Origin of the sequence: Hylemonella gracilis (assembly GCF_004328645.1) — a bacterium.
GTDB lineage: Bacteria > Pseudomonadota > Gammaproteobacteria > Burkholderiales > Burkholderiaceae_C > Hylemonella > Hylemonella gracilis_B.
Genome location: NZ_CP031395.1, coordinates 1196119 through 1209962, shown reverse-complemented (window position 1 = coordinate 1209962; position 13844 = coordinate 1196119). Strand labels below are relative to the sequence as shown.

Annotated in this window: 14 protein-coding genes; 7 read left to right on the top strand and 7 right to left on the bottom strand. The window is 65.6% G+C overall.

The annotated features are described in order from the left end of the window. The first annotated feature begins 45 nt into the window (after positions 1-45). Positions 46-759: a response regulator transcription factor gene (locus DW355_RS05740; RefSeq protein WP_131278356.1), complete on the top strand. Its 714-nt coding sequence runs from the start codon at positions 46-48 to the stop codon at positions 757-759. A 22-nt stretch (positions 760-781) separates the two neighbouring features. Then, on the top strand, positions 782-2212 hold the full coding sequence (locus DW355_RS05735; protein WP_131278355.1) for a sensor histidine kinase: 1431 nt from the start codon (positions 782-784) through the stop codon (positions 2210-2212). Here DW355_RS05735 and DW355_RS05730 read toward each other — a convergent pair. The 5 genes from DW355_RS05730 to DW355_RS05710 all read right to left on the bottom strand — a co-directional run bounded on the left by DW355_RS05730 (position 2195) and on the right by DW355_RS05710 (position 7711). Next, positions 2195-3262, bottom strand: coding sequence for an ABC transporter ATP-binding protein (locus DW355_RS05730; RefSeq protein ID WP_131278354.1), 1068 nt, complete (start codon positions 3260-3262; stop codon positions 2195-2197). The two genes, DW355_RS05735 and DW355_RS05730, sit on opposite strands and share 18 nt — an antisense overlap. 16 nt (positions 3263-3278) lie before the next feature. Then, positions 3279-4148: a carbohydrate ABC transporter permease gene (locus DW355_RS05725; RefSeq protein WP_131278353.1), complete on the bottom strand. Its 870-nt coding sequence runs from the start codon at positions 4146-4148 to the stop codon at positions 3279-3281. A gap of 51 nt (positions 4149-4199) precedes the next feature. Then, positions 4200-5078, bottom strand: a complete 879-nt coding sequence (locus tag DW355_RS05720; protein WP_131278352.1) for a carbohydrate ABC transporter permease — start codon at positions 5076-5078, stop codon at positions 4200-4202. 86 nt (positions 5079-5164) lie between these two features. Then, positions 5165-6406, bottom strand: coding sequence for a carbohydrate porin (locus DW355_RS05715; RefSeq protein ID WP_131278351.1), 1242 nt, complete (start codon positions 6404-6406; stop codon positions 5165-5167). Between the two features lie 54 nt (positions 6407-6460). After that, entirely contained in the window at positions 6461-7711 is a 1251-nt protein-coding gene (locus DW355_RS05710; protein WP_131278350.1) for an ABC transporter substrate-binding protein, read from the bottom strand. A 130-nt stretch (positions 7712-7841) separates the two neighbouring features. Here DW355_RS05710 and DW355_RS05705 point away from each other — a divergent pair, with 130 nt between their 5' ends. Together DW355_RS05705 and DW355_RS05700 are read left to right on the top strand one after the other, a co-directional pair. Next, entirely contained in the window at positions 7842-8150 is a 309-nt protein-coding gene (locus DW355_RS05705; RefSeq protein WP_131278349.1) for a hypothetical protein, read from the top strand. Between the two features lie 72 nt (positions 8151-8222). Then, on the top strand, positions 8223-9092 hold the full coding sequence (locus DW355_RS05700; protein WP_131278348.1) for a lysoplasmalogenase: 870 nt from the start codon (positions 8223-8225) through the stop codon (positions 9090-9092). 79 nt (positions 9093-9171) lie between these two features. On the opposite strand, the gene DW355_RS05695 is transcribed toward DW355_RS05700, so the two are convergent. Next, positions 9172-9978, bottom strand: a complete 807-nt coding sequence (locus tag DW355_RS05695; protein WP_165493130.1) for a MipA/OmpV family protein — start codon at positions 9976-9978, stop codon at positions 9172-9174. Positions 9979-10118: 140 nt separating this feature from the next. Further along, positions 10119-11195: a Holliday junction branch migration DNA helicase RuvB gene (gene ruvB / locus DW355_RS05690; RefSeq protein ID WP_131278346.1), complete on the bottom strand. Its 1077-nt coding sequence runs from the start codon at positions 11193-11195 to the stop codon at positions 10119-10121. Between the two features lie 330 nt (positions 11196-11525). On the opposite strand from ruvB, the gene rutA reads away from it, so the two are divergent. Genes rutA through rutC form a run of 3 tightly spaced genes read left to right on the top strand, consistent with a single transcriptional unit; the run spans position 11526 to position 13842 of the window. Continuing rightward, on the top strand, positions 11526-12644 hold the full coding sequence (gene rutA, locus DW355_RS05685; protein ID WP_131278345.1) for a pyrimidine utilization protein A: 1119 nt from the start codon (positions 11526-11528) through the stop codon (positions 12642-12644). A gap of 11 nt (positions 12645-12655) precedes the next feature. Next, complete coding sequence (rutB, locus tag DW355_RS05680; protein ID WP_242671305.1) at positions 12656-13405, top strand: pyrimidine utilization protein B; 750 nt, start codon at positions 12656-12658, stop codon at positions 13403-13405. Positions 13406-13449: 44 nt separating this feature from the next. Continuing rightward, complete coding sequence (gene rutC / locus DW355_RS05675) at positions 13450-13842, top strand: pyrimidine utilization protein C (RefSeq protein ID WP_131278344.1); 393 nt, start codon at positions 13450-13452, stop codon at positions 13840-13842. Positions 13843-13844: the final 2 nt, after the last annotated feature.

Sequence of the window (13844 nt, the reverse complement as noted above, 5' to 3'; positions counted from 1 at the left end):
GCCCTCGGGGACGACCTCGCCGCGCTTCACGGCACAATCCCCGGCATGGCACTCATCCTCCTGGTCGAAGACGACGAACTGCTGCGCGACAGCGTGTCGGACCTGCTGGTTCAGGCCGGGCATCACACCCTGGCCTGCGCCGATGGCCTCAGTGCGCAGCAGCAGTTGTCGACCGAGGCGGTGGATGCCGTGCTCCTGGACCTGGGACTGCCCGGCATCGACGGCATGCGCCTGCTGCGCTGGATCCGCGAACGCTTCGAGAGCCTGCCCGTGCTGATCCTGACGGCGCGCGACAGCATCGACCACCGCGTCGAGGGTCTGATGGCTGGCGCCGACGACTACCTCACCAAGCCCTTCGGAAACGCCGAACTCAGCGCGCGCCTTCAGGCCCTGCTGCGGCGCGCGCGCCTGCCCGCCTTCGAAGCCCGGCATGTCGGCGCGGGCGTCGACCCAGCAGGCGCCTCTGGGTCTTCCGCGCCCGATCTGCAATTCGACACGGAACAGCCCCGTGTCTGGGTCCGGGGTCAGTCCATCCTGCTGACCCAGCGCGAGTGGGAGTTGCTGCGGGTGCTGCACGCGCAAATCAACCAAGTCGTCAGCCGCGACAACGTGCTGCTGGTCTGGCAGAGCGAAGGCTCCGAACCTATCGCCTCCAATGCCCTGGAGGTCTACGTGCATCGCCTGCGGCGCAAGCTGCAGGGCACGGGCGCGAGCATCCGCAACATCCGCGGCCTGGGTTACATGCTCGAAATGGACTGAGGCCGCATCGGCCTGATCCGGCATGAAGTCCATCCCCTCCCTGCGTCGTCAGTTGCTGGCCTGGCTGCTGCTGCCGCAGTTGGTGCTTTGGCTGGTGGGCGGGGCGCTGACCTACCGCATCGCGCTGATCTCGGCCGAAAAAGCCCTGGATCAGTCTCTGCTGCAGTCGGTGCGCTCGCTGGCACGGCAGGTCAAGCCCATCGGCTCGGGCCTGCTGGTGGACTTTCCCAAGGCGGCCCAGGCCATCATCGAGGAGGAGCCCGAGGATCGCGTGAACTACATGGTGTCCTCGCCGCCGGGCCGCTTCCTGATCGGCAACCAGTCCTTCGCCGAGCCGCCCCTGCCGCTGCGCCCGGGCACACCAGCCGTCTACCGCACTGAGCAAAACGGGCGCACCATGCGCGCCGTGGTGCTGGACCTGCCCTATGGCGAAGGTGATACGCAATTGTTGCGGGTGCAGTTGGCAAAGAGCTACGTGGCGCGCGACCGCATCGCGCGCGAGCTGATCGCCACCCTGCTCGCGCCGCTGCTGGTACTGGGCCTGCTGCTCAGCCTGCTCGTCTACGCCGGCATCAAGCGCGGCATGCAGCCCCTGACGCGGCTGGAGGCGCAGCTGCAGCAGCGTTCCCCGCAGGAACTGACGCCACTGGAGCTGACCACGGCGCCGAGCGAAGTCCACACCCTGCTCACCGCCATCAACCGCCTGCTGGCCTCGGTGGCGCGCAGCATGGTGCAAGAGAAGCGCTTCATCAACGACGCGGCCCACCAACTGCGCACTCCCCTGGCCGGCCTGATCAGTCAGACCGAACTGGCGCTGCAGGAAGAATCACCCGCGCTGATCCAGGCCCGCTTGCGCAAGGTGCACGCGGGTGCGCTGCGCAGCGCGCACCTGCTGAACCAACTGCTCATGCTGGCGCGCAGCGGCGCCGACGTGCCCATGCAGCCCCTGGACCTGGGCCAACTGGCGCGGGCCGTCGCGCGGGAGTTCAGCCCGCGCGCGGTCAACCTGGGCGTGGACCTGGGTTACGAAGGACCCGATCAAGCCTGGGTCTGGGTGCTGGGCTCTGAGTTGCTGCTGCGCGAGGCCCTGGGCAACCTGATCGACAACGCCCTGCGCTACGGTCACCAGGAGGGTGCGGCGCGGGGCGACAGCACCGTCACGATCGCCGTGCTGGAACACGGCCCCCGAATCGAGCTGCGCGTGGAGGACAACGGACCGGGCTTGGACGCCGCGCTGCGCGAGCAGGCCTTTGAACGCTTCTGGCGTGGCAGCAACCTGCCCGGCGGCTGTGGCCTGGGTCTGTCCATCGTGCAAGAGATCGCGCGCCGCCACGGCGGCGAGGCCCTCATCGAAACCGCGCAGCCCCCGAGCGCAACCAACCCAGCCGGCCACGGTCTGCGGGTGCGCCTGCTGCTGCCCCGCCTGGCGGACGCCTCACAGGCGCGCGCCTGAGGCCGCGTCGAACCAGTGCGCCTGCTCCGGGCTGAGGGTCAGGCCCACGCGATCGCCGGGACGCACCGGCGTCTGCGGCGAGGTTCGCACCGTCACCCGACCCGCGGCCGTCTGCACCATCACATAGGTATCTGCGCCCGTGGGCTCCACCACTTGGACCTCACCACGCCAATCCGAGCCATCGCTGAGCAGCAGGTGCTCGGGCCGCACGCCGAGGGTCAATGCCTGCGATGCGGGAGCCGGACAGACCAGCGGCAGCCGGGCTTCGGGCAACACGAAACCGTTGCCATCCGGCGCGGCCGTCCCCGCGATCAGGTTCATGGTTGGCGAACCAATGAAGGTGGCCACATAGGTGTTGGCAGGCCGGTTGTAGATCTCGTCGGGGGTGCCGAGTTGCTGCACCAGTCCGTCCTTCATGACCGCGATGCGACTGCCCAGGGTCATGGCTTCGATCTGGTCATGCGTCACGTAAACGCTGGTGATACCGCTCAACTGGTGCAGGCGTTTGATCTCGGCCCGCATCTCGACGCGCAGCTTGGCGTCCAGGTTGGACAGCGGTTCGTCGAAAAGAAAGAGCTCGGGCTGGCGCGCCAGCGCCCGCCCCATGGCCACGCGCTGGCGCTGCCCGCCCGAAAGCTGCGAGGGCCGGCGGTCCAGCAGGTGGCTGATCTGCAGCATGGCGGCCACTTCGGCGATGCGCTGCACGCGCTGGGCCTTGGGCACCTTGCGGATTTCCATGGCAAAGCCGATGTTCTCGGCCACGCTCATGGTCGGGTACAGGGCATAGCTCTGGAACACCATGGCGATGTCCCGCTGCGCCGGGGGCACGCCCACCACGTCGCGGTCCCCGATGCGGATGGCGCCCTCGGTCGGGTCGTCCAGGCCCGCGATCAGATTGAGCAGGGTCGATTTGCCACAGCCCGAGGGGCCGACCAGGATCAGAAACTCACCGGGCTTGACGTCGATGTCGATGCGCTTGAGCACCTCCACCTGCCGCTCGCCCTTGCCAAAACTCTTGCGGATGCCGCGAATATCCAGCGCAGAAGCCATATCGTCTTTACTTTCCTCAACCCTTGACGGCACCGGCGGTCAGCCCGCGCACGAAATAACGTCCCGCCAGCACGTAAACCAGCATGGTGGGCAGACCCGCGATCAACGCCGCGGCCATGTCCACGTTGTAGGCCTTCACGCTGCTCGAGGTGTTGGCCAGATTGTTCAGGCCCACCGTGACGGGCTTGGAGTCCGCCCCGGTGAAAGCCACGCCGAACAGGAAATCGTTCCAGACCTGGGTGAACTGCCAGATCAGGGTGACCATCACGATCGGCGTCGACATCGGCAGGATGATGCGCCAGAAGATCATCCAGAAACCCGCGCCATCGATGCGTGCCGCGCGCAGCAACTCGGGCGGCACGGCCGCGTAGTAATTGCGGAAGAACAGCGTGGTGCTGGGCAGGCCCGCGAGCATGTGCACCAGGATCAGCCCGCCCACCGAGCTGGACAGGCCCAGCCAACCCAGCACCTGGCTCATGGGCAGCAGCACCACCTGGAAGGGCATGAAGACGCCAAAGAGCAGCAGGGCGAACAGGGTGTCGCTGCCGCGGAACTTCCACAGGCTCAACACATAGCCGTTGATGGCGCCCCAGGTCGTGGACAGCAGCACGGCCGGCACGGCCATCAGCACCGAATTCCAGAAATAAGGCTGCAGGCCCGAGCACTGCGCGCCCGTGCAGGCCGTGGACCAGGCCAGCGTCCACGACTCCCAGTTCAGCGAGGTCGGCCAGGCCAGCAGATTGCCGGCGCGGATCTGCTCGGCGTCCTTGAGCGAGGTGACCAGCATCACATACAGCGGCGCGAGAAAGAGCAGCGCGCCCAGGCCCAGGCTGCCGTAGATCAGGCCCCGGTTGAGCCAGTGGCTCAGCTTGCGTTCAGCGCTCATGGGGTAGTCTCCGTGCTTCGCACTGCGATGCGAACGCTTTCGGGCGGCCGTTCAGCGCTCATGAGGCTTGCTCCTTAGTTCGCTGTACAGATAAGGCACGACCAGAGCCGCGACCGTCATCAGCATCACCATGGCGCTGGCCGCGCCCAGGCCGATCTGGCCGCGCGTGAAGCTCATGGCGTACATGAAGGTCGCGGGCACGTCGGTGGCGTAACCGGGTCCGCCAGCCGTCAGGGCCATGACCAGGTCGAAACTCTTGATCGCCAGATGCGACAGCACCATGAGCGTGGAGAAGACCACCGGCCGCAGCGCCGGCAGCACAATGCGCCAGTAGATGCGGGGCAGCGAGGCCCCGTCGATCTGCGCGGCCTTGATGATGCTGTCGTCGATACCGCGCAGGCCCGCCAGGAACAGCGCCATGGTGAAACCCGCCGACTGCCAGACACCCGCGATCACCACACAGTAGATCGCCATGTCGTTGTCCACCAACCAGGTGAAGCTGGCGCTCTCCCAGCCCCAGTCGTGCAACAGCTTCTCCAGGCCCAGACTGGGGTTGAGCAGCCATTTCCAGACTGTGCCCGTGACCACGAAAGACAGGGCCATGGGGTAGAGGTAGACCGTGCGGATGAAGCCTTCGGCGCGGATTTTCTGGTCCAGCAGAATGGCCAGCCAGATGCCCAGCACCATGGAACCACCCACGTAGCCGAAACCGAAGATCACCAGATTCTTCAGCGCCACCCACCAGCGGTCCATCTCCCACAGCCGGGCGTACTGCGCCAGGCCCACAAATTCGTAGTTGGGCAGCATGCGTGAGACCGAGACCGACAGCACGCCGTTCCAGATCATCAGGCCGTAGACAAAGGCCAGCCCCAACACCACACCAGGCGCCAGGACCAGCCTCGGCAGCCATTTTTCCAATCGATCAGTCAAAGGCACAAGGGTTCACGTATCCAAACAAAAAAAACCGGGGAAGAGCGCACGGCTCTTCCCCTGGCCTCATTCAACCCAGCGGATTTTTACCACCAGATTTCGTACTGCAGACCCACGATGGTCTGCTTCTTCAGGGAGTCGCCGTTGTCGTCCGCGCCGAACGAGCTCGCATTGGCCTCGGCGGCAGCGGTGTTCCAGTTCGCCATGGTCACGTACAAACGCAGCTCAGGACGCTTGTAGAAGCCCGGCCCGCTGCTGAGCGTGGGGGCGATCGTGACCTTGTTCAGCGTCTGGTCGTCGCTGCCATCACGCGTACGCTTCGTCGTGGCCGCTTCCAGCAGCAGCTTGAAGTTGTTGGTGAAGGCGTAGGACACGCGGCCGCCGAAGGAGAGGTCCTTGGTTTCCACATCCTTGTCCGCGCCGTTTTCGGGCTCGCTGGTCTGGTAAGCCAGCAGCGCCTGACCGCCGAAGTTGCCGACCTGCCAGTCGATGGAATCGGCAACGCGGCTCACCTTGTAAGCAATCACGTTAGCGGCGACTCCCGATGCATCATCGCTCTGCTCGAGGTTCACAAACTTGCCCTGGATGTTCGCCAGACCGCTGGAAGTCTGCAGGTACAGGCTGTTCTTCAGGGCGCCGAAGCCTTGGTTGTACAGCAGCGAGAAACCACTACCGCCGTTCTTCTCGAAACCCGTGGTGCTGACGCTGGTCGCCACCAGGCGGAGCTTGCCGCTGTCGCTGACCGGGATGCCGACATCGAGGTTCACCTTGCTCGCCGACGTGCCTTGGGGCAGCTTGGCGTCGAACTTGTCGCCCGAGGACACGGTCACGGCGACGCTGGCCGGACCGACGGCCCAGTCCTGCACGCCGGCACCCTGGTACTCGCCCAGGTCCATCAGGAAGTTGTCGACGATGTGCACGTCCTGGATGCGCAGACGACGCTGGCCGACCCAGAACTTGGCTTCGGGCGCGAAATCCAGGCCCCAGATTTCGCTGTACGCCTGCACGGTGCCAATGCCGCCGCCCCAGTTTTCCGGCATGTAGCCGAACTTGTACTTCACGCCATTGTCCGCGTCGAAGGTCTTGCCGACGAAGAACTCGTAGCCGCCCTGGGTGCCTTCGTTGCCGAGGCGGTAGCCCTGCAGGTCACCGCCCAGGCTGAAGCCGCCCACGGAGTCCTTGGCGGCGTCGATGTTCTTGTCGGACTTGAACACCGGGCCGCCACGGCTGTAGCCGGTGAACTCGATGCCGGAGCCGAGGTCGGCCGCGCTGGCCGCCGTGATGGCCGCCATACAGGCGGTCGCGATAAGGGCGCGTTTGTATTGCATGTTGTCTCCTGTTGGATTTTTGCTTGCTTGCTAGAGGGGGGAAGACCCTGGGACTCAGGGATTGGTACGCGCCGCGGCCAGCAGGCGCTTGACGCCTTCGTCCACGGTGATCTTGTCGTCGTTCCAGAACTGGCTCACCAGGTCCTTGATCGCACCTTCGGTGGCCGGGGCGATGGCCATGCCGTGCGCGACCGAGGGCACCAGGCCGCCGTTCTTGGCCGTGGCCACGAAGTCCTTGCTGGACAGCTTGGCGCAATCGTCAAACTTGGCCATGGACATGTTCAGGCGAACGGGAATGGAACCCTTGTTGAGGTTGAACACCTCCTGGAAGTCCGGGCTCATGATGGCCGCGGCGAGGGCGGCCTGGGCCTTCTGCGCGCCCGGGTCCTTGAGCTTGAACATGGCGAAGGAGTCCACGTTGAAGGTGAAGGCGTTCGCCGTGCCCGGGGCCGCGGCGCAGAGGAAATCCTTGCCCGGCTTCTTGCCGGCCGCGATGAACTCACCCTTGGCCCAGTCGCCCATGAACTGGAATCCGGCCTTGCCCTGCATCACCATGGCGGTGGCCAGGTTCCAGTCACGGCCCGGCGCGGCGCTGTCGGTGTAGCCCTTGATCTTGCGGAAAGTCTCGAAGGACTTCTTCATCGTGGCCGAGTCAATGGCCTTGGGGTCCAGCTTGACCAGCGCGTCCTGGTAGAACTTGGCGCCGCCCACGCCCAGCACCACCGATTCGAAGGTGGTGAAGTCCTGCCAGTTCTGGCCCCCATGGGCTACGGCGATGAAACCAGCCTTCTTGATCTTGTCGGCCGCGGCGAAGAACTCGTCGTAGTTGCTCGGCATGCCGGCCACGCCAGCCTTCTTCAGCACCTCGGGGTTGGCCCAGACCCAGTTCACGCGGTGCACATTCACCGGCGCCGCCACGTAGGCGCCTTTGTACTTCATGACATTGGCCACGACACCGGGCAGCAGGCTGTCCCACTTCTCGGCCTTGGCCACTTCGTCCAGATTGGCCAGCACGCCCTCCTGCGCCCATTCCTGGATGGCCGGGCCCTTGATCTGCGCGGCCGCGGGCGGATTGCCCGAGACCACGCGGCTCTTGAGCACGGTCATCGCGTTGTCGCCGCCGCCGCCGGCCACGGCAAAGTCTTTCCAAGTGTGGCCCTTGCCGCTGATGATCTTCTTGAGCTCGGCCGCCGACTTGGCTTCGCCACCCGATGTCCAGTAATGCAGCACTTCAACTTCGGCCGCCAGGGCCAGGTTGACGGACAGGGCCATGCCGCAGGCCAGCAGAATTCGATGGAGTCTCATGGTTGGTCTTTCTTGTTTGTAAGAGATGCCCCTGACTCTTGGGTCAGAGAGTTTTAATTTTTTATTAATTAAACAATCCTAACGATCGGTGTTTACCCCGCCCCGCACCCGCTCCCCCTACAATTTGCACATGATGTATCGCAGCTTTTTGCTTTCACTCGCCCTGGGCCTGCTCCTGCCCGCGCACGCCACCGTCGACGTGAGCGGCAACGGTGGCTTCTGCCTCTTTGAGTTGCCGGAAGACGGCGGCAAGCGTCGTTACATCAATCTCAACATCGTGCAGTACGTCGAACTCGGCAAAGACGAATTCAAGATCGTCTACGGCGGTGGCGCCCTGGGCTCGGGGTATGAAAGCAAGTTCGCGCTGAAGGGCCCCGAGGAAGGCAAGGCACTGCTGGATGCACTGGGCAAGGCCGCTCAGGCCTGCGCGCCCAAGTAACGGCGCCCTCGGGCTGCCCGCCTCAGGGTTTTGCCAGACGCGGTGCCTGGCGTGGGCCCGCACAATCCGCGCATGCCCGTCCCCGAACGCCGCGAGCCTCCCGCCTCCCGCGCCGTCAAGGCCCTCGTCGCCCTGCAGTTCCTCGCCATCCTGGCGGGTGCGCTGTCCTTCCTGTCACCACCGACGCCCCCGGCGCAACCGGGTACTCAGGCCCTGGGCGAAGCCATCGTCTGGCTGCTGGCCCTGGGCACGGGACTGTGGAGCGCCAAAGCGTTGCTGCAAGGACGCATCACCGTGGTGGAACTGCTCTACATCGACGCCGCCGTGCTCGCCACGGCCTGCGCCGCCTTGTCGCTGACCGACGAACACCGCATCTTCAAGCCCTTGCCCATGTTGCTGGCCCTGGCCTGGACCGCGCAAGCCTGGACACGTGGCCGCCTGTCACGGGGCACGGGGCTCAGCCTGCTGCTGGCGCAGGGCTGCTCCCTGGCGGGCGACGTGTTCCTGATGCTGCCGGGCCCGTATTTTCTGGAAGGCTTGCTGAGCTTTCTGCTGGCGCATCTGGCTTATCTGGTTCTTTTCCGACGCGGACTGCCCTGGTTTCCCAGCCGGCCAGCCCTGGTGCTGCCGCTGCTGCTCGGCGCCCTGGTGTACGCCGGGCTCTGGCGCCACGGCCTGCCTTCGGCCTTGCACGGCCCGGTGGGGGCCTACGTGGTGGTGATCGCACTCATGGCAGCGCAAGCGCTGGGTCGGGCGGCGACACGCCGGACCTCAGGTGCGCTGCTGGTGGCGACGGGCGCGGTTTTTTTCATGGCCAGCGACTACCTGCTGGCGGTCAACAAATTTGTCATGCCCCTGCCGCTGGCGCCGCTGTGGGTGCTGTCCAGCTACTTCGTCGCGCAGTGGCTGATCGTGCGCGGCTGGCTGCACGCGCCGGATTGAGTTCGACGCCCAGGACGAAGGAAGGCTCACGGGATGGTCACGCCCCGGCGTGTCCTGGCCTTGCACTTCGCGCTTCCGTTCAATCGCGAGGCGCGCCCCGCTCCGACGACCGCACGAAAACCCAACCCATGGCGAAGCCAAGGGCATGGTCAGTGCGGCGCTGCACCAGCGGGCTGTCGGCGAAAACCGCATCGCGCAAGTCATCGCGGCGCAAGAAGGCGCCAAACCACAGATCGCCACGCATGCGGCTCAGAGTCAGCGTGTGCTGTCGCCCCGAGGCGCCACCACTGGCTTGGTAGGCCGGTCGATCAGCGGTCGCATCGCGCGGGTTCACGTCGTAAAAATAGCGGTGGTAGCCTGCGTCGCCAAACAGCCAGCTCGTCGAGGCACCCAGATTCCAGCCCGTGCCTGCCATGTTCTTGTAAGCCAGGTTCAACGTGGGCTGGGTCAACCAGCCCACTTGGTCAAAACGGTCGGTGTTGACAGCGAACACCGGCCGCAAGGGCACACGCAGGTCGATGAAGGTATCGCCGCGCCTCGCCGTGCGCCGCTCGTCGCGCAGCAACACCCAGCGCAGTTCGGGCCCCACCTCCAAGGTGGGATCCAGATCGTCCATGCCTCGGCGAGCGCGACTTTCCGAGCTGTCCACGGGCACGGAGCCATTGACGCTGATGTCGATTTCCACCCGCTCGCTCTCCAGCAGGGGACTGCGCATGCGCTCGCGGTCCACCCGCAGGTAGTCACCGCGATACTGCACGTAGGGCGTGGGCAGCCAGTAGCGTTGCCGCTCGGCTGCGCCGCGGTACAGGGGAAAGTCCACCATGGCCACGCCCGCGCCCAGTTCCCAACGCGGCAGGCCGGCAGCGGCGACGGTGTCCTCCTGCAATGGATTCGACTGGCCTGGATTCGCCAAAGCTGCTTCTTGCGCCCGGGATGGCCCAGGGACCAGCAGCAGGAAGGCCGTGCACGCAAACAAGGCGACAAGGCAAGCCGCCCGCGGCCCGGCCACGCGGAAGCCGCGCGCCCTCATGCGCCGAACAGTCCCGCGTCCGGCGTGCCTGGCAAGTTGGCCTGCCCCTGCGGCGGTGCCACGCCCAGATGCCGGTAGGCAGCCAGGGTGGCCACGCGCCCGCGCGGAGTGCGCTGCAAAAAACCCTGCTGGATCAGGTAGGGCTCGATCACGTCCTCGATGGTGCCCGCTTCCTCGCCGATGCTGGCCGCGATGTTGTCCAGCCCGACGGGGCCGCCGTCAAAGCGGTGGATCACCGCCTCCAGGAGCTTTCTGTCCATCAGGTCGAAGCCCTGCGGGTCCACGTCCAGCATGACCAAGGCCTTTTGCGCCATCTCCTGCGTGATGCGGCCGGAGCCTTTCACATCCGCGTAATCGCGCACGCGGCGCAACAGGCGATTGGCGATGCGCGGGGTTCCGCGCGAACGCCGCGCGATCTCTACCGCGCCTTGATCATCCATCGGCGCGTTGAGCAGCTTCGCGCTGCGCGTGACGATGCGGGTCAATTCCTCGGCAGTGTAGAACTCCAGCCGCGCCACGATGCCGAAGCGGTCGCGCAGCGGGTTGGTCAGCATGCCAGCGCGGGTGGTCGCGCCCACCAGGGTGAAGGGCTGCAGGTCCAGCTTGATGCTGCGCGCTGCCGGGCCTTCGCCGATCATGATGTCGATCTGGTAGTCCTCCAGCGCGGGGTAGAGGATTTCCTCGACCACCGGTGAAAGGCGGTGGATCTCGTCGATGAAGAGCACATCGTTCTTCTCGAGGTTGGTCAGCAGCGCGGCCAGGTCCTTGGGCTTTTCGAGCACGGGACCACTGGTCTGGCGCAAATTGACACCCAACTCCTGCGCGATGATGTGCGAGAGCGTGGTCTTGCCCAGGCCGGGCGGACCGAACAGCAGCACGTGGTCCAGCGCCTCCTCGCGCTTGCGCGCCGCGCCGATGAAGATCTCCAACTGCTCGCGCACCTTCTGCTGACCCACGTACTCGTCCAGCAACTTGGGGCGCAGAGCGCGTTCGATGACCTCCTCCTTGGGGGAAGCACTGGCGGCGGACACCACGCGCGGCGTGGGAGCGAAGTCGTCGGTCTGTATGGTCATGGTGGCTGTGGCCAGGGATTATCCGTGTGATTCCCGACCGACCCTTCACCCCCGCCGATCCGCAGAGCCGCCCCACGCGCACGTCCCGTCGCCCGCGCTATGACCACCCCGGCCCGTCGCACCGCCGCTGGGCACCGGCGCACCAATTCCGTCGTCACTTGGAAACGCCACGCATCACTTTGAACCATTTGGTCAAAAATACCTCGTTCATCATCACTAAGTCATTGAATATAAATAGTTTTTCAGGTGGCACGGTATCTGCTACATGGGTCTCGTCGGCCTGCCCGCCTGGGGCTGGGCCCCAGACTCCCCACCACCGCGAGGCAAGCCATGAATGTCGGCGTCTTCATCCCCATCGGCAACAACGGCTGGCTGCTGTCGGAAAACGCGCCGCAGTACAAGCCCACGTTCGAGCTGAACAAGCAGATCACCCAGGAAGCCGAGCGCTACGGCATGGATTTCGCGCTGTCCATGATCAAGCTGCGCGGTTTCGGCGGCAAGACCGAGTTCTGGGACCACAACCTGGAAACCTTCACCCTCATGGCCGGCCTGGCCGCCGTGACCCACAAGATCAAGCTCTTCGCCACCGCGGCCTCTCTGGTCATGCCACCGGCCATCGTCGCGCGCATGGCCTCCACCATCGACTCCATCTCCAACGGGCGCTTCGGCCTCAACCTCGTGACCGGCTGGCAACGCCCCGAGTATTCGCAGATGGGCATGTGGCCCGGCGACCAGTTCTTCTCCACCCGCTACCAGTACCTCTCGGAATACATCCAGGTACTGCGCCAGCTCTGGGAGACCGGCCATTCCGACTTCAAGGGCACGCATTTCAAGATGGACGACTGTCGTCTCAGCCCCCAACCGCAGGCGCCCATGAAGGTGATCTGCGCGGGCCAGAGCGACGCCGGCATGGCCTTCTCGGCCCAATACGCCGACTACAACTTCTGCTTCGGCAAGGGCATCAACACCCCCACCGCCTTCAAGCCCGCGGCCGACAAGTTGATTGAGGCCACGGCCCAGACCGGGCGCGAGGTCACGACCTACGTGCTGATGATGGTCATCGCCGACGACACCGACGAAGCTGCCTTCGCCAAATGGGAACACTACAAGGCGGGCATCGATCACGAGGCCGTGGCCTGGATGGCGCAACAGGGTGCGGCCGACACCAAGTCCGGCGGCGACACCAATGTGCGCCAGATGACCGACCCCACGACGCCCTCGGCGGTCAACATCAACATGGGTACCCTGGTCGGCTCCTACGCCAGCGTGGCGCGCATGCTGGACGAGATGGCCGAGGTGCCGGGCACCGAAGGCGTGCTGCTGACCTTCGACGATTTCGTGGCCGGCGTGCACGCCTTCGGCGAACACATCCAGCCGCTGATGAAGACCCGCACCCATGTCGACAGCCCGGTGCCCTCACGCGTGAAGGCCGAGGCGCTCGCCGCCTGAGGAGCGCGAACATGAACGCCCCCAAGACCAACCAGACCCTGAGGTCCATCACGCCGGTGGGCATCCCCGCGCCGTCGGGCGCGCCCCCCGCCTGGGCCCTGCCCGCGCGGCCCGAACCGCTGCTGCTGCAGGCAAGCAACACCGCCCTCATCGTGGTCGACATGCAGAACGCCTACGCCTCGCTGGGCGGCTACGTGGACTCGGCGGGTTTCGACATCTCGGGCGCGCAGGGCACCATCGCCAGCATCGGCCGCTGCATCGCGGCGGCGCGCCAGGCCGGCGTGCGGGTCGTCTACCTGCAAAACGGCTGGGACGCGCAGTACGTCGAGGCCGGTGGCCCGCAATCTCCGAACTACTACAAGTCCAACGCGCTCAAGACCATGCGCGCCAAGCCTGAGTTGTCGGGCAAGTTCCTCGCCAAGGGCGGCTGGGACTACGAACTGGTCGACGCGCTCAAGCCCGCGCCCGGCGACATCGTCGTGCCCAAGCCGCGCTACAGCGGCTTCTTCAACAGCGCGCTAGACAGCACGCTGCGCGGGCGTGGCATCCGCAACCTCGTGTTCACCGGCATCGCCACCAACGTCTGCGTGGAATCCACGCTGCGCGACGCCTTCCACCTCGAGTACTTCGCGGTCATGCTGGAAGATGCCACCCACCAGCTCGGCTCGCCCGAGATTCAGCAAGGCGTGGTCTACAACGTCGAGACCTTCTTCGGCTGGGTCTCCAGCGTCGACGCCTTCTGCCAGACGCTGGCCGGCTGATTGATCCTTCCCCTCACCCCGTTCACTCCCGACTGGAGAACCCCATGCCTCAAACCGCCATCATCCCGCCCGGCACCGGCGTGCCGCTCGCCCCCTATGTGCCCGGCACCCTGGCCGACGGCGTGCTCTACGTCTCGGGCACGCTGCCCTTCGACAAGGACAACAACGTCGTCCACGTCGGTGACGCCGCCGCCCAGACCCGCCACGTGCTCAACACCATCCAGGGTGTGGTGCAAGCCGCCGGCGGCACCATGGCCGACGTCACCATGAACCACATCTTCATCACCGACTGGGCCAACTACGCCAAGATCAACGCGGTCTATGCCGAGTTCTTCCCGGGCAGCAAGCCGGCGCGCTTCTGCATCCAGTGCGGCCTGGTCAAGCCCGACGCGCTGGTGGAAATCGCCACCATCGCCCACATCGGCAAGAAGGCCTGAAC

Bases quoted from the DNA above. Each gene is read 5' to 3' on its own strand.
- DW355_RS05715 (WP_131278351.1), bottom strand. From the start codon at position 6,406: ATGCAATACAAACGCGCCCTTATCGCGACCGCCTGTATGGCGGCCATC.
- DW355_RS05740 (WP_131278356.1), top strand. From the start codon at position 46: ATGGCACTCATCCTCCTGGTCGAAGACGACGAACTGCTGCGCGACAGC.
- DW355_RS05730 (WP_131278354.1), bottom strand. From the start codon at position 3,262: ATGGCTTCTGCGCTGGATATTCGCGGCATCCGCAAGAGTTTTGGCAAG.
- rutA (WP_131278345.1), top strand. From the start codon at position 11,526: ATGAATGTCGGCGTCTTCATCCCCATCGGCAACAACGGCTGGCTGCTG.
- ruvB (WP_131278346.1), bottom strand. From the start codon at position 11,195: ATGACCATACAGACCGACGACTTCGCTCCCACGCCGCGCGTGGTGTCC.
- DW355_RS05710 (WP_131278350.1), bottom strand. From the start codon at position 7,711: ATGAGACTCCATCGAATTCTGCTGGCCTGCGGCATGGCCCTGTCCGTC.
- DW355_RS05705 (WP_131278349.1), top strand. From the start codon at position 7,842: ATGATGTATCGCAGCTTTTTGCTTTCACTCGCCCTGGGCCTGCTCCTG.
- DW355_RS05700 (WP_131278348.1), top strand. From the start codon at position 8,223: ATGCCCGTCCCCGAACGCCGCGAGCCTCCCGCCTCCCGCGCCGTCAAG.
- rutB (WP_242671305.1), top strand. From the start codon at position 12,656: ATGAACGCCCCCAAGACCAACCAGACCCTGAGGTCCATCACGCCGGTG.
- rutC (WP_131278344.1), top strand. From the start codon at position 13,450: ATGCCTCAAACCGCCATCATCCCGCCCGGCACCGGCGTGCCGCTCGCC.
- DW355_RS05735 (WP_131278355.1), top strand. From the start codon at position 782: ATGAAGTCCATCCCCTCCCTGCGTCGTCAGTTGCTGGCCTGGCTGCTG.
- DW355_RS05725 (WP_131278353.1), bottom strand. From the start codon at position 4,148: ATGAGCGCTGAACGCAAGCTGAGCCACTGGCTCAACCGGGGCCTGATC.